Source organism: Micromonospora chalcea, assembly GCF_028768405.1.
GTDB classification, from domain to species: Bacteria; Actinomycetota; Actinomycetes; order Mycobacteriales; family Micromonosporaceae; genus Micromonospora; species Micromonospora chalcea.
This window is the reverse complement of the sequence record NZ_CP118233.1, coordinates 5,310,098-5,334,874: the sequence shown is the minus strand read 5'-3', so window position 1 is coordinate 5,334,874 and position 24,777 is coordinate 5,310,098. Positions and strand designations below refer to the sequence as shown.

The 24,777-nt window shown below is 73.6% G+C and carries 27 protein-coding genes and 1 riboswitch; of the genes, 12 read left to right on the top strand and 15 right to left on the bottom strand.

Going from position 1 to position 24,777, the window contains the following annotated elements:
- Nucleotides 1-31: 31 nt before the first annotated feature.
- The 7 genes from PVK74_RS24040 to PVK74_RS24010 all read right to left on the bottom strand — a co-directional run bounded on the left by PVK74_RS24040 (nucleotide 32) and on the right by PVK74_RS24010 (nucleotide 8,760).
- On the bottom strand, nucleotides 32-712 hold the full coding sequence (locus PVK74_RS24040) for a response regulator (RefSeq protein ID WP_043327043.1): 681 nt from the start codon (nucleotides 710-712) through the stop codon (nucleotides 32-34).
- Entirely contained in the window at nucleotides 709-3,255 is a 2,547-nt protein-coding gene (locus PVK74_RS24035) for a sensor histidine kinase (protein WP_274477266.1), read from the bottom strand. Before PVK74_RS24035 ends, PVK74_RS24040 begins: the two co-directional genes overlap by 4 nt.
- Nucleotides 3,256-3,335: 80 nt before the next feature.
- Nucleotides 3,336-4,217, bottom strand: coding sequence for a potassium-transporting ATPase subunit C (locus tag PVK74_RS24030; RefSeq protein WP_274477265.1), 882 nt, complete (start codon nucleotides 4,215-4,217; stop codon nucleotides 3,336-3,338).
- A complete protein-coding gene (gene kdpB / locus PVK74_RS24025) occupies nucleotides 4,217-6,391 on the bottom strand; it encodes a potassium-transporting ATPase subunit KdpB (protein ID WP_274477264.1) in 2,175 nt (724 codons plus the stop codon). The genes PVK74_RS24030 and kdpB overlap by 1 nt, the downstream gene beginning before the upstream one ends.
- Nucleotides 6,392-6,411: 20 nt before the next feature.
- A complete protein-coding gene (gene kdpA, locus PVK74_RS24020) occupies nucleotides 6,412-8,067 on the bottom strand; it encodes a potassium-transporting ATPase subunit KdpA (protein ID WP_274477263.1) in 1,656 nt (551 codons plus the stop codon).
- Nucleotides 8,067-8,156 (bottom strand): K(+)-transporting ATPase subunit F, encoded by a 90-nt coding sequence (gene kdpF / locus PVK74_RS24015; RefSeq protein WP_036343797.1) that lies wholly within the window; start codon nucleotides 8,154-8,156, stop codon nucleotides 8,067-8,069. Before kdpF ends, kdpA begins: the two co-directional genes overlap by 1 nt.
- Before the next feature lie 184 nt (nucleotides 8,157-8,340).
- A complete protein-coding gene (locus PVK74_RS24010) occupies nucleotides 8,341-8,760 on the bottom strand; it encodes a hypothetical protein (RefSeq protein ID WP_223201253.1) in 420 nt (139 codons plus the stop codon).
- 172 nt (nucleotides 8,761-8,932) lie between these two features.
- Between PVK74_RS24010 and PVK74_RS24005 the strand changes: the two genes are divergently transcribed.
- Nucleotides 8,933-9,187: a hypothetical protein gene (locus tag PVK74_RS24005; RefSeq protein WP_274477259.1), complete on the top strand. Its 255-nt coding sequence runs from the start codon at nucleotides 8,933-8,935 to the stop codon at nucleotides 9,185-9,187.
- A gap of 8 nt (nucleotides 9,188-9,195) precedes the next feature.
- Here the strand turns inward: PVK74_RS24005 and PVK74_RS24000 are convergent, their stop codons facing one another.
- A complete protein-coding gene (locus PVK74_RS24000) occupies nucleotides 9,196-9,414 on the bottom strand; it encodes a hypothetical protein (protein WP_030503492.1) in 219 nt (72 codons plus the stop codon).
- An 84-nt stretch (nucleotides 9,415-9,498) separates the two neighbouring features.
- Here PVK74_RS24000 and PVK74_RS23995 point away from each other — a divergent pair, with 84 nt between their 5' ends.
- Together PVK74_RS23995 and PVK74_RS23990 are read left to right on the top strand one after the other, a co-directional pair.
- The gene (locus PVK74_RS23995) at nucleotides 9,499-10,254 is read left to right on the top strand and encodes an SAM-dependent methyltransferase (RefSeq protein WP_274477258.1); all 756 of its coding nucleotides are present in this window, start codon (nucleotides 9,499-9,501) and stop codon (nucleotides 10,252-10,254) included.
- Between the two features lie 38 nt (nucleotides 10,255-10,292).
- On the top strand, nucleotides 10,293-10,718 hold the full coding sequence (locus PVK74_RS23990) for an ATP-binding protein (RefSeq protein ID WP_043327055.1): 426 nt from the start codon (nucleotides 10,293-10,295) through the stop codon (nucleotides 10,716-10,718).
- 15 nt (nucleotides 10,719-10,733) lie between these two features.
- Here the strand turns inward: PVK74_RS23990 and PVK74_RS23985 are convergent, their stop codons facing one another.
- Nucleotides 10,734-11,576 carry a DUF3152 domain-containing protein gene (locus tag PVK74_RS23985; RefSeq protein WP_274477257.1) on the bottom strand — a complete coding sequence of 281 codons (843 nt, stop codon included), beginning with the start codon at nucleotides 11,574-11,576 and terminating at the stop codon, nucleotides 10,734-10,736.
- A 138-nt stretch (nucleotides 11,577-11,714) separates the two neighbouring features.
- Between PVK74_RS23985 and PVK74_RS23980 the strand changes: the two genes are divergently transcribed.
- From PVK74_RS23980 to PVK74_RS23970, 3 genes are all read left to right on the top strand, one after another.
- A complete protein-coding gene (locus PVK74_RS23980; RefSeq protein ID WP_274477256.1) occupies nucleotides 11,715-12,905 on the top strand; it encodes a DUF2786 domain-containing protein in 1,191 nt (396 codons plus the stop codon).
- Nucleotides 12,906-13,004: 99 nt separating this feature from the next.
- A complete protein-coding gene (locus PVK74_RS23975; protein ID WP_205796229.1) occupies nucleotides 13,005-13,367 on the top strand; it encodes a YciI family protein in 363 nt (120 codons plus the stop codon).
- On the top strand, nucleotides 13,364-14,614 hold the full coding sequence (locus PVK74_RS23970) for an RNA polymerase sigma factor (protein WP_187692286.1): 1,251 nt from the start codon (nucleotides 13,364-13,366) through the stop codon (nucleotides 14,612-14,614). The genes PVK74_RS23975 and PVK74_RS23970 overlap by 4 nt, the downstream gene beginning before the upstream one ends.
- A gap of 64 nt (nucleotides 14,615-14,678) precedes the next feature.
- On the opposite strand, the gene PVK74_RS23965 is transcribed toward PVK74_RS23970, so the two are convergent.
- The 4 genes from PVK74_RS23965 to PVK74_RS23950 all read right to left on the bottom strand — a co-directional run bounded on the left by PVK74_RS23965 (nucleotide 14,679) and on the right by PVK74_RS23950 (nucleotide 18,388).
- Nucleotides 14,679-14,852, bottom strand: a complete 174-nt coding sequence (locus tag PVK74_RS23965) for a CsbD family protein (RefSeq protein ID WP_043330702.1) — start codon at nucleotides 14,850-14,852, stop codon at nucleotides 14,679-14,681.
- A gap of 67 nt (nucleotides 14,853-14,919) precedes the next feature.
- Nucleotides 14,920-17,172 carry a heavy metal translocating P-type ATPase gene (locus tag PVK74_RS23960; RefSeq protein WP_187692287.1) on the bottom strand — a complete coding sequence of 751 codons (2,253 nt, stop codon included), beginning with the start codon at nucleotides 17,170-17,172 and terminating at the stop codon, nucleotides 14,920-14,922.
- 17 nt (nucleotides 17,173-17,189) lie between these two features.
- Entirely contained in the window at nucleotides 17,190-18,146 is a 957-nt protein-coding gene (locus PVK74_RS23955; RefSeq protein ID WP_274477254.1) for a hypothetical protein, read from the bottom strand.
- A 35-nt stretch (nucleotides 18,147-18,181) separates the two neighbouring features.
- Nucleotides 18,182-18,388 (bottom strand): heavy-metal-associated domain-containing protein, encoded by a 207-nt coding sequence (locus tag PVK74_RS23950; RefSeq protein WP_064448625.1) that lies wholly within the window; start codon nucleotides 18,386-18,388, stop codon nucleotides 18,182-18,184.
- Between the two features lie 80 nt (nucleotides 18,389-18,468).
- Here PVK74_RS23950 and PVK74_RS23945 point away from each other — a divergent pair, with 80 nt between their 5' ends.
- The 4 genes from PVK74_RS23945 to PVK74_RS23930 all read left to right on the top strand — a co-directional run bounded on the left by PVK74_RS23945 (nucleotide 18,469) and on the right by PVK74_RS23930 (nucleotide 21,865).
- Complete coding sequence (locus PVK74_RS23945; protein ID WP_013283780.1) at nucleotides 18,469-18,768, top strand: metal-sensitive transcriptional regulator; 300 nt, start codon at nucleotides 18,469-18,471, stop codon at nucleotides 18,766-18,768.
- Nucleotides 18,769-18,893: 125 nt separating this feature from the next.
- The gene (locus tag PVK74_RS23940; protein ID WP_043327065.1) at nucleotides 18,894-19,103 is read left to right on the top strand and encodes an SHOCT domain-containing protein; all 210 of its coding nucleotides are present in this window, start codon (nucleotides 18,894-18,896) and stop codon (nucleotides 19,101-19,103) included.
- A 163-nt stretch (nucleotides 19,104-19,266) separates the two neighbouring features.
- Nucleotides 19,267-20,550 (top strand): YibE/F family protein, encoded by a 1,284-nt coding sequence (locus tag PVK74_RS23935; RefSeq protein ID WP_113972138.1) that lies wholly within the window; start codon nucleotides 19,267-19,269, stop codon nucleotides 20,548-20,550.
- A 154-nt stretch (nucleotides 20,551-20,704) separates the two neighbouring features.
- A riboswitch (cyclic di-AMP (ydaO/yuaA leader) is annotated at nucleotides 20,705-20,835 on the top strand.
- A gap of 4 nt (nucleotides 20,836-20,839) precedes the next feature.
- Complete coding sequence (locus tag PVK74_RS23930; protein WP_043327069.1) at nucleotides 20,840-21,865, top strand: coiled-coil domain-containing protein; 1,026 nt, start codon at nucleotides 20,840-20,842, stop codon at nucleotides 21,863-21,865.
- Between the two features lie 61 nt (nucleotides 21,866-21,926).
- Here PVK74_RS23930 and PVK74_RS23925 read toward each other — a convergent pair whose 3' ends face one another.
- Nucleotides 21,927-22,586: a carbonic anhydrase gene (locus PVK74_RS23925; RefSeq protein ID WP_043327072.1), complete on the bottom strand. Its 660-nt coding sequence runs from the start codon at nucleotides 22,584-22,586 to the stop codon at nucleotides 21,927-21,929.
- Between the two features lie 159 nt (nucleotides 22,587-22,745).
- Between PVK74_RS23925 and PVK74_RS23920 the strand changes: the two genes are divergently transcribed.
- Together PVK74_RS23920 and mycP are read left to right on the top strand one after the other, a co-directional pair.
- Complete coding sequence (locus tag PVK74_RS23920) at nucleotides 22,746-23,087, top strand: helix-turn-helix transcriptional regulator (protein ID WP_043327074.1); 342 nt, start codon at nucleotides 22,746-22,748, stop codon at nucleotides 23,085-23,087.
- Between the two features lie 56 nt (nucleotides 23,088-23,143).
- The gene (gene mycP, locus PVK74_RS23915) at nucleotides 23,144-24,382 is read left to right on the top strand and encodes a type VII secretion-associated serine protease mycosin (protein ID WP_274477251.1); all 1,239 of its coding nucleotides are present in this window, start codon (nucleotides 23,144-23,146) and stop codon (nucleotides 24,380-24,382) included.
- Between the two features lie 112 nt (nucleotides 24,383-24,494).
- Here mycP and PVK74_RS23910 read toward each other — a convergent pair whose 3' ends face one another.
- A complete protein-coding gene (locus PVK74_RS23910) occupies nucleotides 24,495-24,776 on the bottom strand; it encodes a WXG100 family type VII secretion target (protein WP_043327076.1) in 282 nt (93 codons plus the stop codon).
- Between the last annotated feature and the right edge of the window lies 1 nt (nucleotide 24,777).

Below are 24,777 nucleotides of genomic sequence, written 5' to 3'. Positions count from 1 at the left end.
GCCGAGTCCCCCGCCGAGGCGGTCGCAAACGTCAGGGGCGGTAGCGGTAGCCCATCCCCGGCTCGGTGATCAGGTGCCGGGGCCGGGCCGGGTCGTCCTCCAGCTTGCGCCGCAACTGGGCCATGTACTGCCGCAGGTAGTTCGTCTCCTGGTGGTACTCCGGCCCCCACACGTCGTGCAGCAGCTGGCGCTGGCTGACCAGCTTGCCCGGGTTGCGCAGCAGCTTCTCCAGCATCGCCCACTGGGTGGGGGTCAGCTTGACCTCGACGCCGTCGTCCCGGGTGACGGTCCGGTCGGCCAGGTCGACCGTGTTGCGGCCGATCCGCAGCGCTGGCACGGCGGGCGTGGCCGGGGCGAGCCGCCGGGTCACCGCCCTGATGCGGGCCAGCAGCTCGTCCACCCCGAACGGCTTGGTGACGTAGTCGTCGGCGCCCGCGTCGAGCGCGGCCACCTTGTCCTCGCTGCCGGCCCGGCCGGAGAGCACGATGATCGGCACGGCGGTCCAGCCGCGCAGGCCCCGGATCACCTCGGTGCCGTCCAGATCCGGCAGGCCCAGGTCGAGCACCACCAGGTCCGGCGGGTGCCCGGCGGCGGCCTTGAGCGCGGCGGCGCCGCTGCCTGCGACCTCCACGTCGTAGCCCCGGGCGCGCAGGTTGATCCGCAGGGCGCGCAGGATCTGCGGCTCGTCGTCGACGACCAGGATCCGGGTCATTCCTGCGGCCCTTCCGCGTGCGGGGCGGCCGGCAGCCGCAACACCATGGTGAGTCCGCCGCCGGGCGTGGTCTCCGGGGTGATGCTGCCACCCATCGCCTCGGCGAGGCCCCGGGACAGCGCCAGCCCGAGGCCGACGCCGGTCTGGTTGTCCCGGTCGCCGAGGCGCTGGAACGGCAGGAAGACGTGCTCCCACTGGTCCTCCGGGATGCCCGGCCCGGTGTCGATCACCCGCAGCTCGACCTGCCCGGCGTGCGCGCTGCCGGTGATCGTCGGCGGGCGGCCGGGCGGGCTGTGCCGCAGCGCGTTCGACACCACGTTTACGAGCACGCGCTCCAGCAGGCCCGGGTCGGCCAGCGCCGCCGGCAGGTCGGCCGGGATGTCCGTGGTCACCTCGGCCGCCGCCGGGCCCAGTTCGTCGAGGGCCCGGGGTACGGCGTCCTCCAGCCCGATCGCGGTGGTGGTGACGCCCAGCGCGCCGGCCTGCAGGCGGCTCATGTCGAGCAGGTTCGCCACCAGCCGGCCCAGCCGGTCCAGCGACTCGTCGGCGGTGGCCAGCAGTTCCTCCCGGTCGTCCGGGTCGAACTCGACGTCGTGGCTGCGCAGGCTGCTCACCGCGGCCTTGGCCGACGCCAGCGGCGTACGCAGGTCGTGGCTGACCGCCGCGAGCAGCGCGGTGCGCATCCGGTCGGCGGCGGCCAGCGGGCGGGCGGTGGCGGCCTCCTCGGCCAGCCGTTCCTGGCGCAGCGCGACGGCGGCCTGCGCGGCGAACGCCTCCACCACCCGGCGGTCGGCCGCCTCCAGCCGCCGGCCGGCGAGCACCACGCTGAGCCGGTCGTCGACCGGCACCACCGTCTCGCCCGCGCCCGGGCTACCGGGCGGCCGCTCGCCGACGCTCGCCACCACCCGCCAGGCGTCCGCGTCCCGGGCGCGCGCCGGGCGTCCGCCGGCCTCGTCGGTCAGCTCCAGCACGCTCACCGCGCGCAACCCGAACGTCTCCCGCAGCCGGTCCAGCAGGGCGGGCAGCGGCCGCTCGCCGCGCAGCACGCTGCCCGCGACGGTGGCCAGGGTCTGCGCGTCGGCGGAGGCCCGGGCCGCCTCCCGGGTACGCCGGGCCGCCACGTCGACCACCCAGCTCACCGCGATGGCGACACCGACGAACACACCGAGGGCGAGCAGGTTGTCCGCCTCGGCGATGGTCAGCGTCCGGTACGGCGGGGTGAAGAACCAGTTGAGCAGCAGCGAGCCGCCGAGCGCGGCGACCAGCGCCGGCCAGAGCCCGCCGACCAGCGCCACGCCCACCACACCGGCGAGGAACAGCAGGATGTCGTTTGTGAGCGTGAGGTCGGGCAGCGTCCGCAGCAGCAGCGTGAGCAGGGGCATGCCGAGCAACGCGAGCGCGTACCCGATCAGTCGCCGGCGTCGCGACAGCGCGGCGGGCACCGACGTGCCCCGGCGCCCACGGCCCGCCTCGGGGTGGGTGACCAGGTGCACGTCGATCGGGCCGGACAGCGCGGTGGTGGTTACGCCGACGCCCCGGGCGAACACCTGCGCGAACCGGCCCCGGCGGCTCGCGCCGAGCACGAGCTGGGTGGCGTTGACGCCCCGGGCGAAGTCCAGCAGTGACGCCGGGATGTCGGTGCCGAGCACCTGGTGGTACGTGCCGCCGAGGCTCTCCACCAGCACCCGCTGCCGGGCCAGCTGGGCCGGGTCGGCGCCGGCCAGCCCGTCGCTGCGGGCGACGTGCACGGCGAGCAGGTCGGCGCCCTTGCTGCGGGCGGCGATCCGGGCCGCCCGGCGGATCAGCGTCTCGCCCTCCGGGCCGCCGGTCAGCGCGACGACCACCCGTTCCCGCGCCTCCCAGGTGTCGGAGATGCCCTGCTGGGCCCGGTACGCGTCGAGCTGCTCGTCGACCTTGTCGGCCAGCCAGAGCAGCGCCAGTTCGCGCAGCGCGGTGAGGTTGCCGACCCGGAAGTAGTTGCCGAGCGCGGCGTCGATCTTGTCGGGCCGGTAGATGTTGCCGTGCGCCATCCGGCGGCGCAGCGCCTCCGGCGTCATGTCCACCAGCTCGACCTGCTCGGCGGCGCGGACCACCTGGTCCGGCACGGTCTCGCGCTGGGTGGTGCCGGTGATCTGCGCGACCACGTCGTTGAGCGACTCCAGGTGCTGCACGTTGACCGTGGACAGCACGCTGATGCCGGCGTCGAGCAGCTCCTGCACGTCCTGCCAGCGCTTCTCGTGCCGGGAGCCGGGCACGTTGGTGTGGGCCAGCTCGTCCACCACGACGACCTCGGGCCGCCGGGCCAGCACGGCGTCCAGGTCCATCTCGGTGAACTCGACGCCCCGGTACGTCATCGGGCGGCGCGGCACCACCTCCAGGTCGCCGATCATCTCGGCGGTGTGCCGGCGCCCGTGCGTCTCGACCAGGCCGATCACCACGTCGGTGCCGCGCTCGGCCCGGCGCTGGGCCTCCTCCAGCATCGCGTACGTCTTGCCGACGCCCGGGGCGGCCCCGAGATAGATCCGCAGTTCACCCCTGCCCACGCCCCCATCCTCCCTGAGTGCAAGGAAGGGCCCCCTGTTAACGCCTCGCGAGGTGAAGGGGGCCCTTCTTAACACTTCCGTCAGCGCGCCGGGAACGCCTCGTCCAGCGCGAGGTTGAGTTCCAGCACGTTCACCCCCGGCTCGCCCATGAAGCCCAGCGCCCGACCGGTGGTGTGCTCGGCGACCAGCCGCCGTACCGCCGCCGGGTCCGCACCGCGCTCCCGCGCCACCCGGGCCACCTGGAGCCGGGCGTACGCCGGGGAGATGTGCGGGTCGAGGCCGCTGCCGCTGGCGGTGACCGCGTCGGCCGGTACGGCGGGCCGGGCCGGGGCGTCCCCGCGGACCGGGGTGACGATGCCGCCCTCGGCCACGTAGTCGTGACCGGGCCGCGCCGCCTCCACCGGTACGCCCTGCCAGGTGGTGACGAACGGCGTCGCGGGCGCGGCCTGGTTGACGCTCACCACGCGGGTGATCCGGCCAGTGAGTCCGTCGGCGCGGAACACGGCGAGCACCGCGCCCACCCCGTCCGGCGTGCAGTACGGGCGCCGCCCGTCCACGCCGTCCAGTTCGCCGACCGCCTTGCTGCGGGCGCAGACCTGGGTGAGCAGGCTCGACGTGGAGTCGGCGGGGTCGGCGGAGAGCGTGTCCACCACGCTCTCCGGGCCGAGGTTGCCGGCCGCGGTGGCGGTCGGGTCGTAGCCGTCCCCGGCGGCCGACGGGCGGGACTGGAAGTAGCGCGGGATCGGGTTGCCGTCCGCGTCGGTGAACGACTGGCCGATCAGCGAGCTGCCGACGGTACGGCCGTCGACGGTGAGCAGTGACCCGTCGGCCCTGCCGTCGAGGCCTGGGAGCCGGCCGGCGGCGACCAGGGCGAGCGGGTAGAGCAGGCCGAGCAGCACGGTGAAGACGAGCACCGCGCGCAAGGCGGCCAGGTGCTGGGAGAGCCAACTGGGAAGGCGCATCACGAGATCCCCGGGACGAACTGGACGAGCAGGTCGATGAGCTTGATGCCGACGAACGGCACCACGATGCCGCCGAGGCCGTAGAGCCACAGGTTGCGGCGCAGCAGCGCGGACGCGCTGGCCGGGCGGTACCGCACACCGCGCAGGGCCAGCGGGATCAGCGCCACGATGACTATCGCGTTGAAGACGACGGCGGAGAGGATCGCCGACTCGGGGCTGGCCAGGCGCATGATGTTCAGCCGGTCCAGCGACGGGTAGATGCCGGCGAACATGGCCGGGATGATCGCGAAGTACTTCGCGATGTCGTTGGCGATGCTGAACGTCGTCAGCGCGCCCCGGGTGATCAGCAACTGCTTGCCGATCTCCACGATCTCGATCAGCTTGGTCGGGTCGGAGTCGAGGTCGACCATGTTGCCGGCCTCCTTCGCGGCCGACGTGCCGGTGTTCATGGCGACGCCGACGTCCGCCTGGGCCAGCGCGGGCGCGTCGTTCGTGCCGTCGCCGGTCATGGCGACGAGCCGGCCGCCCTCCTGCTCCTTCTTGATCAGGGCGAGCTTGTCCTCCGGCGTGGCCTCGGCGAGGAAGTCGTCCACGCCCGCCTCGTCGGCGATCGCCTTCGCGGTACGCGGGTTGTCGCCGGTGATCATCACGGTCCGGATGCCCATCCGGCGCATCTCGTCGAAGCGCTCCCGCATGCCGGCCTTCACCACGTCCTTGAGGTGGATGACGCCGAGCGCCCGGGCCGGTTCGCCCGTCACGTGCTCGGCCACCACCAGCGGCGTACCGCCGGTGCCGCTGATCGCGTCGACCAGTTCACCGACCTGTTCGGTCGGGTGACCGCCGTTGTCGCGTACCCACTTCATCACCGCGGCGGCGGCGCCCTTGCGGACGTGCCGGACGCCGCCGCCGGCGTCGAGGTCGACGCCGCTCATCCGGGTCTGCGCGGTGAACGGCACGAACGTGGCGTGCGGGATGAGGCCGGGCTCGCGCTCGCGCAGCCCGTACTCGTTCTTCGCGAGCACCACCACCGAGCGGCCCTCGGGGGTCTCGTCGGCCAGGCTGGACAGCTGCGCCGCGTCGGCGAGCGTGGCCGCGTCGACCCCGGTGACCGGCAGGAACTCGGCGGCCTGCCGGTTGCCGAGCGTGATCGTGCCGGTCTTGTCCAGCAGCAGCGTGTTGACGTCGCCCGCCGCCTCGACCGCCCGGCCGCTCATCGCCAGCACGTTGCGCTGCACGAGCCGGTCCATGCCGGCGATGCCGATAGCGGACAGCAGCGCGCCGATGGTGGTCGGGATGAGACAGACCAGCAGCGACACGAGGACGACGCCGGTGACGCCGGAGTCGGTGATCGCCGCGGTGTCCGGCGCGGCGGCCTGGTAGCCCTTCGCGAAGATCGCCATGGGCTGGAGCGTGACGACGGCGAGCAGGAAGACGATCGTCAGCGCGGCCAGCAGGATGTTCAGCGCGATCTCGTTCGGCGTCTTCTGCCGGTTGGCGCCCTCGACCAGCGCGATCATCCGGTCGATGAAGCTCTCGCCCGGCTTCTGGGTGATCCGCACGACGATCCGGTCGGAGAGCACCCGGGTGCCGCCGGTGACCGCGCTGCGGTCGCCGCCGGACTCCCGGATCACCGGGGCGGACTCGCCGGTGATCGCCGACTCGTCGACGCTGGCGATGCCCTCCACCACGTCGCCGTCACCGGGAATGACCTGCCCGGCCTCGACCAGGACGACGTCACCCTGGCGCAGTTGCGGCGCGGGCACCGCCTCGTCCCGGTACGCGTTCGCGGCGGCGCCCGGAGTCCAGCCGACCAACCGGGTGGCGACGGTGTCCTGCTTGGCCCGGCGCAGCGTGTCGGCCTGCGCCTTGCCACGCCCCTCGGCGACCGCCTCGGCCAGGTTCGCGAAGATCACCGTGAGCCAGAGCCAGACCGTGATCGCCACGGCGAACACCGACGGGTCGGTCACCGCGAGCACAGTGGTGAACAGCGCGCCGATCTCCACGATCAGCATCACCGGGTTGCGCCACAGCGTGCGCGGGTCGAGCTTGCGCAGCGCGTCCGGCAGCGACGCGATCAGCTGGCGAGGGTCGAGCAGCCCGCCGCCGACCCGGTCGTCGCGGCGCCCCGGCGTACCGGCCACCGGCGCGTCGGCGGTCTGAACAGGTGCTGTCATGTCCTTGTCTCTCATGGTGGTCACAGCCCTTCGGCCAGCGGGCCGAGCGCGAGCGCGGGAAGGAAGGTGAGCGCGACGAGGACCACCGTGACGCCGACGACCATGCCGACGAACAGCGGCCGGTGGGTCGGCAGGGTGCCCTCGGAGGCGGGTGTGGGTTGCTGGCGGGCCAGCGAGCCGGCCAGCGCGAGCACGAAGATGATCGGCAGGAACCGGCCGAGCAGCATGCAGAGCCCGAGCGCGGTGTTCCACCACTGCGTGTTCACGGTGATGCCGGCGAACGCGGAGCCGTTGTTGTTGCTGGCCGACGTGAACGCGTAGAGCACTTCGGACAGCCCGTGCGGCCCGACGTTCAGCGCTGTCGAGGCGTTGCCGGTGGCGAACGCTGCGGCGGTGCCGGTGAGCACCAGCGCCGGGGTGATCAGGAAGTACATCGAGGCGAACTTGATCTCGCGCGAGCCGATCTTCTTGCCCAGGTACTCCGGGGTGCGCCCGACCATCAGCCCGGCCACGAACACCGTGATCACCGCGAGGATCAGCAGCCCGTACAGGCCCGCGCCGACGCCGCCGGGCGCGACCTCGCCGAGCATCATGTTGCCCAGCGTCATCATGCCGCCCAGCGCGGTGTACGAGTCGTGGAACGAGTTGACCGCGCCGGTCGAGGTGAGCGTGGTGGCCGCCGCGAACGTGGCCGAATTCGACACGTCGAAGCGCACCTCCTTGCCCTCCATCGCCGCGCCGACCGCCTGCGGCACCGTGCCGTCGCCGGTCAGCTCGAAGACGTTGGTGAGGGTGATGCTGGCGAGCGCCAGGATCGCCATCACGGCGACGATCGCGTAGCCCTGCCGCTTCTGCCCAACCATCCGGCCGAAGACCCGGGGCAGGCTGAACGGGATCACCAGGATCAGGAAGATCTCCAGCCAGTTCGTCCACGCGGTCGGGTTCTCGAACGGGTGGGAGCTGTTGACGTTGTAGAAGCCGCCGCCGTTGGTGCCCAGCTCCTTGATGACCTCCTGGCTCGCCACCGGTCCGCCGGTGACGGTCTGGGCGCCGCCGGTCAGCGTGGTCACGTCGGTGCCGCCGGAGAGGTTCTGCACCACGCCGCCGAGCATCAGCGCGAGCGCGCCGAGCACCGCGATCGGCAGCAGGATCCGCAGCGTGACCCGGGTCAGGTCGACCCAGAAGTTGCCCAGCTCGCCGGTGCGGCTACGGGCGAAGCCCCGGACCAGCGCCACCGCCACGGCGATGCCGACGGCGGCCGAGACGAAGTTCTGCACCGCCAGGCCGGCCATCTGCACCAGGTGGCCCATCGTCGACTCACCCGAGTACCACTGCCAGTTCGTGTTGGTCACGAACGACACAGCGGTGTTCCAGGCGCCGTGCGGCACCACCGGGTCGAAGCCCAGCGAGAGCCACAGGTGGTTCTGCAGCCGCTGGAACGCGTACAGGAACAGCAGGGAGACGGCCGAGAAGGCCAGCACCGAGCGGGCGTACACGCCCCAGGTCTGCTCGGCGGCCGGGTCGACCCCGACCAGGCGGTAGATCCCCCGCTCGACGCGGGACGACCGGGTTCCGGCCACCACCCGGTACATGTGGTCGCCGAACGGCCGGTGCACGGCGACCAGCGCCACCACCAGCGACAGGACGAAGAGCACGCCGGCTGTGGTCATGCTCATCAGAAGCGCTCCGGGAACAGCAGGGCGACGACCAGGAACACGCCCAACCCGATCGCCAGCACCAGGCCGACGGCGTTGACGGCGCTCACAGCTTCTCCACGCCCCTCACCACGAGGGCGAGAGCCGCGAACAGCCCCACCGTCAGCAACACGAACAGCACGTCAGACACGGCTGATCTCTCCTAGCGGAAGATGTCCTCGCGACCGCCTCCCGGCCGCGCCGGGCAATCACAACGCCGTATCCGCCGGACCGACAGGGGTCTTGACGCGACCATCACGCGCGACGGCGGTTTCTTGACGCGCTTTTCACGCCGCCTCCGTGGGCGGTGATCCGGGTCACCGGACGGGCCTCGGCCCCGATCGACCGGAGGTGCCGGTAGCCGGTGCCGAGCACCGCGGCGAACCCGATCGGCACGGCCTGGGACCAGGCGTCACCCGGGCCGGTCAGCTCGCCGTAGCGGTGGGCGAGGAACCCGACGAAGACCGCCGCACCCAGCGCGGCCACCGCCGCGACCGCGCGCAGATCGGCCACCACAGCGGCGTACGCCCCGACGACGCCCGCCATCACCAGGACCCGCCCGGGCCGCTCGTCGGGTGTGAACACCCCGGCCGCCACCAGCGCCGCGCCGACCACCACGACGGCGCCGGCGGCCACCCGGAATCCGGTGCACCCGTCCGCCCGTTCTCGTCCCATGTCCGCCTCCCGCGTCGGTACGTCCCTCGCGGGCCATACCAGCCGGGCCGGGTGGGCACGGTCGACGGCTTTGACGGATCCGGTACGGGCGGGCCGGGACTTTTCACGCCGCCTTCACGGACCGCCCGGCGCGGGGACCGTGACGGGCCGGTCCGCCGCCTACGCTGGCCCGGTGACCACCGAACTGACAGTGCTGTCGGACGAGCTGGGCGCCGACCTGATCGTCCGGACCGCCACCGGTTACCGGCTGCCGCTCACCGACGCGCAGGTGGACGTGAAGGCGGTGCTGCGGGTGCTCGACGGCTGCGAGCAGGTGGTGCGAGGCGTCACGGAGCCCGTGACGGCCGGCGGGATCAGCGCGGTTTCACGACGGTTTCACGCCGCCGGGCCACCCGTCGATCGCGCGGTGCACGGGCCTCGTGACTGAGCGCGCGGTCAGCGGGGCATCGCCCGCCAGCCGGAGCCGCTCGCCCGCCACGCCCCGGCGAGGATGCTCGCCGAGCCGCGGCTCGGGCACTGCTGGATGCGGGACCGGCCGCTGGCCCCACCGATCTGCGCCTGGACCTGCCACTGGCTTCCGTCGGTGCGGATGTAGACGTCGCGCCGTCCGCGAGGGTTGCTGACGCCGTTCCACCAGTGTTCCTCGACCACCATGCCGTGACCGTACCGCAGGAGACCCGGAGCAGCACAGACGCAAATTGGTTGCCACCGTCGGCCGTACGGCGGGACGCTCCCCGGATGACAGCACCGGACCTGCCGCGCCAGTTCACCATCCGCGAGGGCGACCTGCGGATCCTCAACCCGTTCGACGACGTCAAGCTGGCCACGCTGGGCCGCGCGATCCGGCTGCGCCCCGGTGACGAGCTGCTCGATCTGTGCAGCGGGAAGGGCGAGCTGCTCTGCACCTGGGCCCGCGACCACGGGATCACCGGCACCGGCGTCGACATCAGCAGAGCCTTCACCGCCGCCGCCCGGGAACGCGCCGCCGAACTCGGCGTCACCGACCGGGTACGTTTCGTGCACGGCGACGCGGCTGCGTACTCGCCGGAGCGGCCGGTCGACGTGGCCGCCTGCGTCGGCGCCACCTGGATCGGCGACGGGGTGCCGGGCACGCTGGAGCTGCTCGGCCGGGCGCTGCGGCCGGGCGGCATGGCGCTCGTCGGGGAGCCCTACTGGCGGCGTGACCCGCCGGACGAGGAGGCCGTCACCGGGTCGCACGCCCGGTCCCGGGACGAGTTCCAGGATCTGCCCGGTCTGGTCCGGCTCTTCGGCGAGTGCGGCTGGGACCTGGTCGAGATGGTCCTCGCCGACCAGGACAGCTGGGACCGGTACGCCGCCGCGCACTGGCTGAACCTGCGTCGCTGGCTGGACGCCAATCCGGACGACGAACTGGCCCCGGAGCTGCGCCGGGAGCTGACCGAGGACCCGCTGCGATACGTCCGTTTCCAGCGCGAGTACCTGGGGTGGGGAGTGTTCGCGCTGCTGCGCCGGTGAGCTGCTTAACGAACGGCTACGCAGGGTAAAGACAGATCATGGGACAGTTGCGCACCTCGCCTCCGCCGCCGGAGGCCACTGAGCTGGAGCAATGGGTGCTGGACAGTCCCGAGGATCTGCGCGGTCTGCGCGCCTCGCTGCGGGACGCGCTGAACCGGCACGGGCTGGTGCAGGGCGAGGACCTGGACGAGGTCCCGCACCTGGTCGTGCTGGTCGCCACCGAGCTGGCCAGCAACGCGCTGCGGCACGGACGGCCGCCGACCATCGTCACGCTGCTCGCCACCGACGACCGGTTCCTGCTGGACGTCGCCGACCACGACGTCAGCTCGGTGCCGGAGCTGACCGACATCAGCCCGACCGACTCGGGCGGGCGCGGACTGTTCCTCGCCCAGTCGGTCTCGCTCGACGTCGGCTGGTACGCCACCGACGCCACCAAGAACATCTGGGCCGCGTTCTCCCGCTGACGGCCCGCCGCCGGTTCAGCGGTCGCCGGCCGGGACGGGGTCGTCGTACTGGCCGGGCGGTCCGGTGAGCGGTTCGGCGCCCACGATCGGCCACGGGTTCGGCGTGCACCCGTGCAGCCCGAGCGTCTGCTGCACCATCACCGGCGCCGGACCGCCGGCCCGGGGGCACAGCTCGTGTCCCCGGCCCAGCCGGTGGCCGACCTCGTGGTTGAGCAGGTACTCCCGGTAGCGGGAGAGGTCGGCCACGTGCGGCACCCCGTACACCCAGCGGGCCACGTTGATCACCACCCGGTCGCCGTTGCGGCAGGACGTGTAGGTGTCGTTCGGGTCGCCGCAGAGCCGTCCCCGGGTCACCGGCGTGGTGAGCAGCACGGTGAAGTCGGCCCGGTCGTCGCGGCCCACCCGTTGCAGCCGCCACCGGCCGTCGCCGGTCCAGCCCCGCCGGTCGGCGAGCGTCGCCGCCACCTCACTGGCGAAGCGTTCCACGTCCACGTTGCGGATGCCGTCCTCGACGGCGACCCGGTAGCGCAGCAGTTCGCCGGAGCGCCCGGCCACCGCGCCGACGGTGTCGGCGGTGCGGAAGGTGCCGCCGCCCCGGGTCGGATAGACGATGCCGGGTACCACCCGCCCGGCCGCCGGGACCGGCGTCGGCACCGTCGTCGGCGCGGGACGCGCGTCCGGCGGGGTCGGTGCCGCCGCCTGCACGGTCCGCCGCACGTCCACGCGGTCCAGCAGGTCCGGGTGCCGGGCGGCGTACCCGCCGGCGGCGAGCGCGGCCCCGACCAGTACCACCGCCAGGATGCGCAGTGATCGCGGCCTCCGCCGTCGCCGGTGCAGCCCTCGGTCGTACCCGCCCACGTCGATCTCCGTCCGTCGCCCCCACGCGCTCGGGCAGGAGTACGGACGGCAGGCCCGGACGGTTGAACGGGCCGGCCGGGTACCGTCGGTGCCGGGGTGAGCGAGAGGCCGCCTGCCGGAGTTCAGGGAGAGCCACCCGTGTCACCAGCCGACCGACTGCTCGACGACGCCGTCGCGACGGCGCGCGGCACCGACGTACGCGCCGCCGAGCGGGCCCTCGACGGGCTGGTGGTGGCCGACGGCGCGGCGGTGGACGCGGCGCTACTCGCCCGGCTCACGCGGGACGTGGGCCGGCTCTGGCCGCGTGGCTGGCAGCCCGCCGACCTGGATCGGCTCGCCGTCCGGCGGCTGACCCCGCGCGGCGCCCGCCTGCTGCGCGACGCCATGGCCGCACAGCGGCGCACGCTGCCCGCGCCGGTCCCGGACTGGTTCGACGCACAGCTCACCGACCTGGGCGCGACCTGGGACGGCGACGCGGGCTGGCTGGACCGGCGCGCCGACGGCGACCGGATCACCACGTTGCGGGACGCGGTCGACGCGCTCGTCCTGGTGGCGGGGCTGCCGCCGATCGCGGCGCTGCGGCCGCCGCCCGGCTCGGCGGGCACCGCACCCGCCGCCGCGACGCCGAGCGGCTCCCGGATGCTCGACCGGGTACGCGCGCTGCTCGCCAAGGCCGAGTCGACCGCCTACCCGGCCGAGGCGGAGGCGTTCACCGCCAAGGCGCAGGAGCTGATGGCCCGGCACAGCATCGACGCGGCGCTGCTCGACGCCGCCGCCGAGCGCTCCGGCGGTCCGGGCGGCGTCCGGATCGGGGTCGACGCCCCGTACGCGGCGGCGAAGGCGCTGCTGGTCCAGGAGGTGGCGGCGGCGAACCGGTGCGAGTCGGTCTGGTCCGACGACCTGGGCTTCGCCACCGTGCTCGGCTTCCCGGCCGACCTGGCGGCGGTGGAGTTGCTGCACACCTCGCTGCTGGTGCAGGCCACCTCCGCGATGCTGCGCGGCCGGCGCGAGCGCGGAAAGGCAGGCGGGCGGCGCACCAAGGGCTACGACGAGTCGTTCCTCAACGCGTTCGCGCTGCGGATCGGCGACCGGCTGCGGGAGGCCAGCGCGGCGGCGGCCGGACAGAGCGACGACGACCGCCTGCTGCCGGTGCTCGCGGCCCGCTCGGACGCCGTCCGGGAGCGGGTCGACCAGCTCTTTCCCGGCACCACGCGGCACCGGCTCCAGGTGCGCGACGAACAGGGCTGGGTCTCCGGCACCAGCGCCGCCGACCGCGCCTCGCTCGATCCGGGCCGCCCGGCACGCCGCCCGGTGCGCGGTTCTCGCTGACTTCCTGGCCGATGATGTCGGTTCGGGCGGACCGGCTCCGACCCGTCTGCGAGGCGCCACCGACGGTGGCCCGAACCCGAGGAGTGCACGGTGAAGTACATGCTGCTGATCTGGAACCGGCCCGGCTTCGTGGAGGAGCTGTCCGAGGCGGAACGCAACGCGATCTTCGGCGAGGTCGACGAGATCATGAAGGAGCTGTCCGAGTCCGGTGAGCTGGTCGGCGGTGAGGCGCTGGCGCACCCGTCGCAGGCCCGTACGGCCCGTCCGGCCGCCGGTGGCGGCACCGAGATCACCGACGGGCCGTTCGTGGAGAGCAAGGAGCAGTTCGCGGGTTACCTGACCGTCGACTGCGAGACACCGGAGCGGGCTGCCGAGATCGCCGCGCGCTGGCCGGACGTGCGGCACGGTTTCGGCGTGCTGGAGGTGCGCGCGGTGATGGAGCAGGCCGGGACGGAGATGTGACCTCACCTGCGGTCGAGGACCTGCTGCGCACGCTCGCGCCGCAGGTCCTCGGCGTGCTCGTGCGCCGGCACGGCCAGTTCTACGCCTGCGAGGACGCGGTCCAGGAGGCGCTGCTGGCTGCCGCCGTCCAGTGGCCGGAGCAGGGCCTGCCGGACCATCCCCGAGCGTGGCTGGTCACCGTCGCCACCCGCCGGCTCACCGACGAGTGGCGCGGTGAGCACGCCCGCCGGGCACGCGAGGTCGCGGTGGCGGTCCGGCAGCCCGCGTACGCGACTGTCGCGCCGCCCGCCGACGAGGAGCCGCCCGGCGGGGACGACACGCTGAAGCTGCTGTTCCTCTGCTGTCATCCGGCGCTGCCGGTCAGCGCGCAGGTGGCGCTCACGCTGCGTGCGGTGGGCGGGTTGAGCACCGCGGAGATCGCCCGCGCGTACCTGGTGCCGGAGGCGACCATGAGCCAGCGGATCCGGCGCGCGAAGCAGCGGATCGAGGCGGCCGGCGCGCGTTTCACGCTGCCCTCGCCGGCCGACCGGGACGAGCGGCTGGGCGCGGTGCTGCGCGTGCTCTACCTGGTCTTCAACGAGGGGTACGCGGCGTCGAGCGGCGAGGCGCTGCACCGGGCGGAGCTGACCGCCGAGGCGATCCGGCTGGCCCGGGAGCTGCGCCGGCTGCTCCCGGACGACGGCGAGGTGGCCGGGCTGCTGGCGCTGATGCTGCTCACCGACGCGCACCGGGCGGCGCGTACCGGGCCGGACGGCGAGCTGGTGCCGCTGGCCGAGCAGGACCGCGGCCGGTGGGACCGGGCTGCGATCGAGGAGGGGGTGGCGCTGGTGACCGAGGCGCTGACCTGGTCGTCGCCGGGCCCGTACCAGGTGCAGGCGGCCATCGCGGCGGTGCACGCGGAGGCGCCCACCGCCGGGACCACCGACTGGCCGCAGATCGTCTCGCTCTACCGGGTGCTGGCCCACCTCGCGCCGAACCCGATGGTCACGCTGAACCAGGCGGTCGCGGTGGCCATGGTGGACGGCCCGCGCGCCGGGCTCGCGCTGCTGGAGCCGCTCGACGCCGACGGCCGGACCGCCGGCCACCACCGGCTCACCGCTGTCCGCGCGCATCTGCTCGACCTGGCCGGGGACCGGGCGGACGCGCGGGCCGCGTACCTGGCCGCCGCCCGGGCCACCACGAGCCTGCCGGAACGGCGGTACCTGCAGGCCCGCGCCGCCCGCCTGGCCGGTGACGGGCCGCGCTGATCCGCGCCCGGACAGCACGCCGGGCCGGCCCGTGGGCCGACCCGGTGGGTGTGCGTCGCGTACGTCAGCTCTTGAAGGCGTCCTTGATCTTCTCGGCGGCCTGCTTGAGCTTGGCGCCGGCCTGGTCGTTGCGGCCCTCGGCCTCCAGGCGCTCGTTGTCCGTGGCGCGGCCGACGCCCTCCTTGACCTTGCCGGAGACGTCCTGCGACGTGTTGTCGATCTTGTCGTCGAGACCCATGATGACCTCCACTGATGCGATTGCCTGACGACAACTGGTTACCCCGTCGACCGCCCGCCCAATCCCCTCACCCGATCGGGCGGAAGCGCCGCAGCCGCAGGCTGTTGCCCACCACGAAGACCGACGAGAAGGCCATCGCCGCCCCGGCGAGCATCGGGTTGAGCAGCCCGGCGGCCGCCAGCGGCAGCGCCGCGACGTTGTAGGCGAACGCCCAGAACAGGTTTCCCTTGATGATCGCCAGCGTGCGCCGGGAGAGCCGGATGGCGTCCGCGGCGGCGGTCAGGTCACCCCGGACCAGCGTCAGGTCGGCGGCCTCGATGGCCGCGTCGGTGCCGGTGCCCATGGCCAGCCCGAGGTCGGCCCGGGCCAGCGCGGCGGCGTCGTTGACCCCGTCGCCGACCATCGCGACCACCCGGCCCTCGCCCTGCAGCCGCTCGACCACCGCGACCTTCTCGGCGGGCAGCACCTCCGCGATCACCTCGTCGATGCCGACCTCGGCGGCCACCGCCTTCGCCACCGTGGCGTTGTCGCCGGTGAGCAGCACCGGGGTGAGCCCCAGTTCGCGCAGCCGCGCGACGGCCGTCCGGCTGGTCGGCTTCACCGCGTCGGCCACCGCGAGCACGCCCCGGGCCCGCCCGTCCCAGCCGGCCAGGATCGCCGTCCGGCCGGCGGCCTCCGCGCCGGTCGCGGCCCGCGCGATCTCCTCGGGTACGTCGAGACCCCGCTCGCGCAGCAGCCGTGCCCGGCCGACCACCACGGTCCGGCCGTCCACGGTGCCGGTCACGCCCAGCCCTTCGGCGTTGGCGAACCCGCCGACCGGCGGCAACGGTCCGGCTTCGGCCGCGGCCTCGGCGACGGCCCGCGCGATCGGGTGCTCGGAGGCGGCCTCCAGCGCGCCGGCCACCCGGAGCAGTTCGTCGGCGTCCTCGCCGTCGGCGGGCAGCACCTCGGCCAGCGCCATCCGGCCGGTGGTGACGGTGCCGGTCTTGTCCAGCACCACGGTGTCGACCCGGCGGGTGGACTCCAGCATCTCCGGCCCCTTGATCAGCACCCCGAGCTGCGCGCCGCGTCCGGTGCCGACGAGCAGCGCGGTCGGCGTGGCCAGGCCGAGCGCGCACGGGCAGGCGATGATCAGCACGGCCACCGCGGCGGTGAACGCGGCGGTCGTACCGGAGCCGGTGCCGAGCCACCAGCCGAGCGTGCCGGCGGCCAGCGCGATCACGATCGGCACGAAGACGCCGGAGATCCGGTCGGCGAGCCGCTGCACCGCCGCCTTGCCGGTCTGCGCCTGCTCCACGAGCCGTGCCATCTGGGCGAGCTGGGTGTCGCCGCCGACCCGGGTGGCCCGGACGACCAGCCGGCCACCGGCGTTCACAGTCGCGCCGGTCACGGTGTCGCCCGTCCCCACCTCCACCGGCACCGACTCGCCGGTGAGCATGCTGGCGTCGACGGCCGAGGTGCCCTCCTCGACCACGCCGTCGGTGGCGATCTTCTCGCCGGGCCGGACCACGAACCGGTCGCCGACCGCGAGCCGGTCGACCGGGACCCGGACCTCCTGGCCGCCGCGCAGCACCGCGACGTCCTTGGCCCCGAGTTCGAGCAGGGCGCGCAGCGCCGCCCCGGCGGTGCGCTTGGAGCGGGCCTCGAAGTACCGCCCGGCCAGGATGAACACCGTCACCCCGGCGGCGGCCTCCAGGTAGATGTTGCCGGCGCCGTCGCCCCGGGTGATGTCGAGGCTGAACGGGTGCTTCATCCCGGGCATGCCGGCGTCGCCGAGGAACAGCGCCCAGAGCGACCAGCCGAACGCGGCGAGCGTGCCCAGCGAGACGAGCGTGTCCATGGTCGCCGCGCCGTGCCGCAGGTTGACCAGCGCGGCGCGGTGGAACGGCAGCCCGCCCCAGACCACCACGGGGGCGGCCAGCGTGAGCGAGGCCCACTGCCAGTAGTCGAACTGCCAGGCCGGGACCATGGCGAGCACGATCACCGGCAGCGTGAGCACGGCGGAGACCCAGAGCCGGGTACGCGCGACGCGCAGCTCGTCCGCCGGCTCCCCGGCCGCTGCGGCCGCCTGCTCGGGCGGGGGCGGCACCACGGCGGTGTAGCCGGTCTTCTCGACGGTGGCGATCAGGTCGGCCGGCGCGATGTCGTCGGCGTACCGGACGGTGGCCTTCTCGGTGGCGTAGTTCACTGTCGCCTCGACGCCGTCCATCCGGTTGAGCTTCTTCTCGATCCGGGCGGCACAGGACGCGCAGGTCATCCCGCCGATCGCCAGTTCGATCAGGTTCGGCGCGGTGGGCAGCGTCTTTCCCGTGGCAGTCATCGCGGCACCTCCGGCGCTCAACTGTGCCCGTGCCCCGGCGTGCCGTGTCCGGCGTCCGGGGTCGGTGCGGTGGTGGATACCGGCGCGGTCCGGTCGCCGGCCAGCACGGTGAATTCGGCGGTGTGCACCGCGTCGCCGTGCCGGAAGTCCAGGTAGAGACGGTACGCCCCGGCCGAGGGCACCTCGGCGGCGAACGTGATCGCCGGACCGGCGGGGGTGCGCCCGTCGCCGGGTGTGCCCTCCGGGTGCACGTGCAGGTACGCCAGGTCGCCCTGCCGCAGCGCCACCAGGTGCCCGTACGCGCCGAGGTAGGGCTGAAGGTCGGTGACCGGTCGCCCGTCGCGGCTGACGGAGAGCGTGAGCCGGCTGGTCCGGCCCGGCTCCGGCGTGCCGGTCAGCATGACTGTGTAGCCGTCGACGGTGGTGCTGGTCACCGGCGCCGGCAGCGGCCGGGCGGCCAGCTCGCCGGGGACCGTGACGTCCAGGCCGAGGGTCAGCGGCTCGCCGCCTTCGGGCGTGAAGTCGGCGAACGCCCGCCACACCCCGGGGCCGTCGAGCGGGGAGGCGACCCGCCAGGTGCCGTCGCCGGCCATCTCCGGGTGGACGTGCCGGAAGCCGGACAGGTCCCGGCGCGCGACGATCAGGTGCATGCGCTTGTCGTGGGCCACCTCGAAGCGGGTGACCGGCGTGCCGTCCGGGCCGGTGATCCGGAAGGCGAACTGCCCGGCCGGCGCGGTGGCGGGCTGGAGCGTGTAGCCGCCTTCGGAGACGAGCAGCCCGCCGGGCAGGTGCGCGTCGGCGCCGTTCTCGTCACCGTGACCGGTGTCGCCGGTCCCGTGGTCGCTGCCGCTGTCGTCGTGGCGGGTCTCGGCGGCCGGGGCGACGGGATCGGCCAGGTTGCCGATCCCGTACGCCGCGCCGAAGACCGCCACGAGGCCGAGCGCGAAGCCGCTGAGCTTCGTCGCCGTGTTCATGGTTTCTCCTCGGTTCTGCGGGTCCCGTGGACCCGTCACGCACCGACGAGGTCGTAGCCGGCCTCGTCGACCGCCGCGCGGACGGCGTCCGTGTCCAGCGGGTTCTGACTGGTGACGGTGACCCGGCCGGTGGCCAGGTCGACCTGGACGCCGGTGACGCCCGGAAGCGCGCTCAGCTCGGTGCTCACCGAGTTGACGCAGTGGCCGCAGGTCATGCCGCTCACCTGGTAGGTGCTCTCCATGTCGCCCTCCGATCTCATACCCCCTGGGGGTACAGCCGGAACGTTAGCATACCCCCGAGGGGTACGCTATCCTCGTTCTCATGACCGCTCCGTCCAGCCCGACCCGGGGCTACACCGCCAGCAAGGACCAGCTCCTCGCCCGGCTCCGCCGGATCGAGGGTCAGGTCCGTGGCATCGAGAAGATGGTCGAGGACGACCGTTACTGCATCGACGTGCTGACCCAGATCTCGGCCATCCAGGCGGCGCTGGACAAGGTCGGCCTCGGCCTGCTCGACGGGCACGCGCGGCACTGCATGCACGAGGGCGCCGCCGAGGGCCGGGCCGACGAGATGGCGACCGAGATGATGGCCGCCGTCGGCCGCCTGATGAAGCGCGGCTGAACGGGACCTCCGCCCCTCCGAGCAGGGCACATCGACCCGCGCCGACGCGCCCGTGCGGCCGTACCGTCGAAGTGGCGGGCAGGCCGGCCCCGGCGGACCCGCAGTGACGGACGGAGGGCGGCCCGATGATGTGGCAGAGCCCGATGATGGGCTGGATGTGGATCTGGTCCCTGGCGGTGCTGGCGGTGCTGGCAGGGCTCCTCTGGCTGGCCGTGCGGTGGACCGGCCCGCAGCGGTCCGGGCCGACGGCGGCCCGGCGCATCCTCGACGAGCGGTACGCCCGCGGCGAGATCGACGAGGACGAGTACCGGCGACGCCGGGCCGGACTGGCCTGACCCGCGCGGGCGCGCGTCACCGGTCACGGTGTCCGGGAGCACCCAGCCGGGCTGCCTACCATGTCGGAGCGACGACCCGGACGTGGTCGACACGTCCGCGCCGGCCCGGTGACCAGACCGGTCCGGCGGACCAGGCGTCGCCGCGACCGTTGGGAGAGACGCCTTGGGTGCCGACCACACCCGCCCCGCACCGCCCACGCCACCGGGCGTACGGCGGCTGCTCGTCGCCGTGGTGGTGCCGCTGTTCGCGCTCACCGTGATCGCCGCGCTGGTGCTCTGGCCCCGGCAGGACCGGGAGCCGGTCGGCGGCGCGGACGTCCCCCGCTACCACGGCACCGTGACCCGGGTGGTCACCGAACCCTGCCCGCCGACGCCGGAGGCCCCGGAGGGCGCGGGCGGCCCCTGCGGCACCGCGACCGTCGCCGCCGAGCAGGGCCCGGACGCGGGACGGCAGGTCGAGACGCCGCTCCCGGCCGGACCGGGCGCGCCCCGGGTCGAGGTCGGCGACAAGATCGTCCTGGTCGAGCTGATCGACCCGGCCGATCCTTCGGTGAAGTCCTACAACATCGCCGAGCACCAGCGCGGCACACCGCTGATCTGGCTGCTGGTGCTCTTCGCCGCCGCGATCGTGGCGTTCGGCCGCTGGCGCGGGCTCGCCGCGCTCGGCGGCCTGGCGGCCAGCTTCGCCATCCTGCTCGGCTTCGTGCTGCCCGGCATCGGTGGCGGCCAGCCGCCGCTGCTGGTGGCGATCGTGGGCGCCGCGTTGATCATGTTCGTGGTGCTCTACCTGACGCACGGGATCACCGCGCAGACGTCGGTGGCGGTGCTCGGCACGCTCGGCAGCCTGGTGATCACCGGCGTGCTCGGCCTGCTCGCCACGTCCGCCACCCACCTGACCGGCTTCGGCAGCGAGGACGCCACCACGCTGTCCATGTTCCAGGGCGACGTGGACCTGCACGGACTGCTGCTGGCGGGCATCATCATCGGCTCGCTGGGCGTGCTGGACGACGTCACCGTCACCCAGGCGGCCACCGTCACCGAACTCGCGCACGCCAACCCGGGGCTGTCCCGGCGGCAGCTCTACCGGGCGGCGACCCGCGTCGGCCGGGCCCACATCGCGTCCACCGTCAACACCATCGTGCTGGCGTACGCGGGCGCGTCGCTGCCACTGCTGCTCCTGCTGGTCGCCGACTCCCGCCCGGTGAGCCAGATCCTCACCAGCGAGTTCCTCGCCCAGGAGATCGTCCGCAGCGCGGTGGCCACGCTCGGCCTGATCGCCGCCGTACCGCTGACGACCGCACTGGCCGCGATCGTGACCACCGCCGGACGGCGCGCGCCCGGTCCGGAGCCGGCGTCGCCCGTGCCCCCGCCGCCCCGTCCGCCGGCCGGACGCGACGACGCGCTGGAGGCGCTCGGCGGCGGAAAGAGTACGGAGGCGACATGGTGACACTCCGCACGGTGACCATCGATTTCAAACGCGACGCTGGTCACGGTGCGCCACGGCGAAATCTCGCTATTGGTCGGCTTCCGGACGTAGATCCGCAGGAGTGCTGTCGGGTAACCTCGCTGCCGGTCACCGCCGAAGGCGCGCACCGGCGCCAGCGGTGCCGCCGCCCAATCGCCTGCGGGCGAGCCGGGGAACCAGGTACATGGGGTGAATCCGCGCGAGCGGTAGGGGCCACTTCCGTCCCGAACCCGTCAGCTAACCCGGTCGGCGGCCGACGGAAGGGAACACTGTGACGCCACCCCTGCGCCGCTGGCTGACACCCCTGGTGGCCGTGCTGGCCTCGCTGGCAGTGCTGGCCGGGCCGAACTCGGCGACGGCGGCCCCCGCCGCGGCGGCCCCGAAGCCGTCCGGGCACGAGGAGGACGGCGAACCACCGCTCATCACCGAGGCGATCGACAGCGCCAACCGGAACTTCCTCCAGGCGAAGGCGAAGCTGGCCAAGTCGCAGGACCGCCAGCGGCGGCTGGCCGCCGAGGTACAGGCGGCACAGGCCGAACTCGAGGCGCTCAGCCCGCAGGTCAACCAGCTCGCCGCCCAGTCCTACCGGACCGGCCGGATGGGCGCGATGGCGATGCTGCTGGAGAGCAACTCGCCCGACTCGTTCGTCCGCCGCGTCAACGCCCTGGACGAGCTGAACCTCCTCAACGCGCAGCGCCTGGCCGCCATCAACGCGGTCAAGAACCGCGCCGAGACGGCCAAGATCGCGCTCGACGCCGAGGTGCGCGAGCAGGAGAAGCAGAAGAACGCGATGGAGCGCGAGAAGGTGCAGGCCGAACGCGCCCTCAAGCTCGTCGGCGGCCTCGGCTTCACCGGCGGCCTGGTCGACGCCACCTCACCGGTCGCCAAGATCGGCCCCGGCCGCACCGCCGACGGCGGCTGGAAGGCCGAGTCGTGCAGCGAGAACGACCCGACCACCTCGGGCTGCATCACGCCGCGGACGCTGCACGCCTACAAGGAGGTCCGGCGCGCCGGCTACACGCGCTTCGTGGGCTGTTACCGGCCGGGCGGGCCATGGGAGCACCCCAAGGGCAAGGCGTGCGACTGGTCGCTGCAGAACAGCGGCTTCTCACCCTGGCACAACAACGACACCCGCAAGTACGGCAACGACGTGGCCGCCTTCCTCATCCGCAACGCCGACCGGCTGGGCATCTACTACGTGATCTGGAACCGGCAGATCTGGTTCCCGGCCACCGGCTGGAGGTCGTACAGCGGGCCGTCGAACCACACCGACCACGTCCACATGTCGATGCTCTGACCTGGACGCAGCAAGAAGGGGCCGCCCCCGTGGGCGGCCCCTTCGTCGTCCGGCGCTCCGGTCAGCCGGCCAGCGCCGCGTCCGCGTCCGCCGGCGACGAGGGAGCGGGCAGTGACGCCGGGACCTGCGCCACTGTCCGCACCTCGCCGCCGGAGAGCCGGTACGACATCCCCGCCACCGTGCACCGGCCCGCCGCGACCCGCTCGGCCAGCACGGAGGACCGGGCCAGCAGCGTCTCCACGGTCTGCGCGATGTGGACGTCGATGATGCCGTCGAGGTCGTCGATGCCCTGCCGGGCGGCGCGCAGCAGGCTGGGCGAGACCGCGTCCACCACCGCTCCCAGGTGCCCGGCCGGAGCGGCGCCGGTCCGGACCCCCTCCCGGGCGGCCTGGACCGCGCCGCAGGAGTCGTGCCCGAGCACCACCACGAGCGGCGTGCCCAGCACGGTGACCGCGTACTCGACGCTGCCGAGCACCTCGGGCCCGGCGGTGTGCCCGGCGGTACGCACCACGAAGAGGTCACCGAGACCCCGATCGAAGATGATCTCCGCGGCGAGCCGCGAGTCGGAGCAGCCGACGATCACCGCGAAGGGGTGCTGGCCGTCGGCCACCGCCGCCCGGTGCCCGGCGTCCTGATTCGGATGCTGCGGCACACCGGTGACGAACCGGTGGTTGCCGGCACGCAGCTCGGCGAGCGCCTGCTCCGGGCTTCTCGGCGTCATCTGCCTCACCTCGTCTACCTGCGGAACGACCAGGCCGGACGGCCTCGCGACTTCACGGTCACACGGCGTCAGGGGCACGTCAAGATTCGTGATACGCATTTCATACTTTCCCGTGCCGGCCCGCGTCCGATTCGGGTCGGCAGCGTCGATGGCCATAGCATGGCCACCATGGCGACGACACCAGGTGAGGACGGGAGCCGCCGCAACTGGACCTTCCTCACCAATCACGGACATGTGCTGCTGGCGATCGCGCGCAACCCCACGGCGCGGCTGCGGGACGTGGCCGACGAGGTGGGCGTCACCGAGCGGGCGGCCCAGGCCATCGTCGCCGACCTGGAAGCCGGGGGATACCTGCGGCGCACCCGCGTGGGGCGGCGCAACGAGTACACGATCAACCCGAAGGGACGCTTCCGGCACCCGGCGGAGGCCGACCAGCAGGTCGGCGCCCTGCTGGCCCTCTTCGCCGCCGAGCCGGCCGGGGACGTCACCGCCGACCGGTGACCGGTTCCCGCTACCGCGTGCGCCCGCGCGGGCCGGCGCGACGGTAATCTCACCGCGTGCGCGACAGCTTGCGGCCGGGCGCGACAAAGAGGCGCGCCCGGGCCGGACACCCGATCCGGACCGTCCTCTCGGCAGCGGCGGCAGCCGCTCTGCTCGGCGGCGCGCTGGCGGTGCCCGCGCCCGCCGTGGCCGCCCCGAAGTGCGGGCCGACCGGCGGCCCCGCGCCCACCGAGACGCCGTGGGCGCTGAGCCGCCTCGACCCGGCCTCCGCCTGGCGGGTCGGCAAGGGCGCGGGGATCACCGTCGCCGTGATCGACTCCGGGGTCTCACCGTCGCATCCCCTGCTGCGCGGGCGGGTGCTCCCCGGCGAGGACTTCAACCAGCTCGTCCGGCTTCAGGGCCAGTGTGACCTGGTCGGGCACGGCACCATGGTGGCCGGCATCATCGCCGGGCGGGAGGGCACCGGCTCGCCGTACACCGGCATCGCGCCGGAGGCCCGCATCCTGCCGCTGCGCGTGCTGGCCGAGAACAAGGAGAACTTCGACCCGGACGTGCCGGGCGAGATCGGCAAGGCGATCCGCTGGGCGGTCGACAACGACGCCGACGTGATCAACCTGTCCCTGGTCACGCTCGACGACCCGCAGCTGAAATCGGCGGTGCAGTACGCGCTCGGCAAGGACGTGGTGGTCGTCGCCTCCGCCGGCAACCGGCAGGAGAACCGGGAGGACCGGCCGGCCTATCCGGCCGCGTACCCGGGGGTCATCGCCGTCGCCGGTGTGGACGAGCAGGGCGGCCACGTCGGCAGCTCGGTCAGCGGGGACTATGTGGACATCGCCGGCCCCGGGCTGAACATCCTCGGGCCCGCGCCGCAGGGGTCCGGCTACCGGGCCGAGCCGCAGGGCGGCACGAGCTTCGCCACCGCGTACGTCTCCGGTGTCGCCGCGCTGGTGCGGGCCGCGCACCCCGACATCAGCGCCGACGAGGTCGCCTACCGGCTGACCCGCACCGCCGACAACCCGCCCGACGGGCACAACGCCGACGTCGGCTACGGGATGGTCAACCCCTACCGGGCGGTGACCAGCCTGCTCGGCACCCGCACGGACCCGCCGCTGGGCGCCATGCCGCCGCCGGCGCCGCCCACCGATCCGCTGGCCTGGCAGCGCACCGTCGCGATCTGGGTCGCCGTCGTCGGCGGCCTGCTCGCCGGGGTCCTGCTGACGCTGCGGCCGATCCTGACCCGCGGCCGGCGACGCGGATGGCGCCCCGGCCGGCGGGACGTCCCGCAGGACGCCTGACCGACCGCCTCGCGCCGCACGGCCGGGCCGGAAATACACGAGACAGGGCCGGAATACACGACGGCTCCGCCCGGCACGAGCCGGAGCGGAGCCGTCGTGGACCGGTCGGGGGTCAGCTGCCCCAGACCTTGGAGTTGCTCATCTCCGTGGTCATGTAGTTCTCGCGCGCGATGCCCACCGCGCCGCCGATCTCGTTCAGGACCTTGTTGATGTCCCGCACGGCGGCGTCCCACTGGGCCTGGTGCTGCTGGTAGGCGGCCCGGTCCTGGCCCTCCCACTCGAGCTTGGTCAGCATCGCCCGCAGCGTGTCCAGCTTCTCGTCGATGATCCGCGAGATGGCCTGCATCTGCTGGTTGCTGCTCTCCAGAACAGCGTAGTCAACCTTGATGCTCATC

Bases quoted from the DNA above. Each gene is read 5' to 3' on its own strand.
- PVK74_RS24040 (WP_043327043.1), bottom strand. From the start codon at position 712: ATGACCCGGATCCTGGTCGTCGACGACGAGCCGCAGATCCTGCGCGCC.
- PVK74_RS24030 (WP_274477265.1), bottom strand. From the start codon at position 4,217: ATGCGCCTTCCCAGTTGGCTCTCCCAGCACCTGGCCGCCTTGCGCGCG.
- kdpB (WP_274477264.1), bottom strand. From the start codon at position 6,391: ATGACAGCACCTGTTCAGACCGCCGACGCGCCGGTGGCCGGTACGCCG.
- kdpA (WP_274477263.1), bottom strand. From the start codon at position 8,067: ATGAGCATGACCACAGCCGGCGTGCTCTTCGTCCTGTCGCTGGTGGTG.
- PVK74_RS24010 (WP_223201253.1), bottom strand. From the start codon at position 8,760: ATGGGACGAGAACGGGCGGACGGGTGCACCGGATTCCGGGTGGCCGCC.
- PVK74_RS24000 (WP_030503492.1), bottom strand. From the start codon at position 9,414: ATGGTGGTCGAGGAACACTGGTGGAACGGCGTCAGCAACCCTCGCGGA.
- PVK74_RS23995 (WP_274477258.1), top strand. From the start codon at position 9,499: ATGACAGCACCGGACCTGCCGCGCCAGTTCACCATCCGCGAGGGCGAC.
- PVK74_RS23990 (WP_043327055.1), top strand. From the start codon at position 10,293: ATGGGACAGTTGCGCACCTCGCCTCCGCCGCCGGAGGCCACTGAGCTG.
- PVK74_RS23975 (WP_205796229.1), top strand. From the start codon at position 13,005: ATGCTGCTGATCTGGAACCGGCCCGGCTTCGTGGAGGAGCTGTCCGAG.
- PVK74_RS23965 (WP_043330702.1), bottom strand. From the start codon at position 14,852: ATGGGTCTCGACGACAAGATCGACAACACGTCGCAGGACGTCTCCGGC.
- PVK74_RS23960 (WP_187692287.1), bottom strand. From the start codon at position 17,172: ATGACTGCCACGGGAAAGACGCTGCCCACCGCGCCGAACCTGATCGAA.
- PVK74_RS23955 (WP_274477254.1), bottom strand. From the start codon at position 18,146: ATGAACACGGCGACGAAGCTCAGCGGCTTCGCGCTCGGCCTCGTGGCG.
- PVK74_RS23950 (WP_064448625.1), bottom strand. From the start codon at position 18,388: ATGGAGAGCACCTACCAGGTGAGCGGCATGACCTGCGGCCACTGCGTC.
- PVK74_RS23945 (WP_013283780.1), top strand. From the start codon at position 18,469: ATGACCGCTCCGTCCAGCCCGACCCGGGGCTACACCGCCAGCAAGGAC.
- PVK74_RS23940 (WP_043327065.1), top strand. From the start codon at position 18,894: ATGATGTGGCAGAGCCCGATGATGGGCTGGATGTGGATCTGGTCCCTG.
- PVK74_RS23925 (WP_043327072.1), bottom strand. From the start codon at position 22,586: ATGACGCCGAGAAGCCCGGAGCAGGCGCTCGCCGAGCTGCGTGCCGGC.
- PVK74_RS23920 (WP_043327074.1), top strand. From the start codon at position 22,746: ATGGCCACCATGGCGACGACACCAGGTGAGGACGGGAGCCGCCGCAAC.
- PVK74_RS23910 (WP_043327076.1), bottom strand. From the start codon at position 24,776: ATGAGCATCAAGGTTGACTACGCTGTTCTGGAGAGCAGCAACCAGCAG.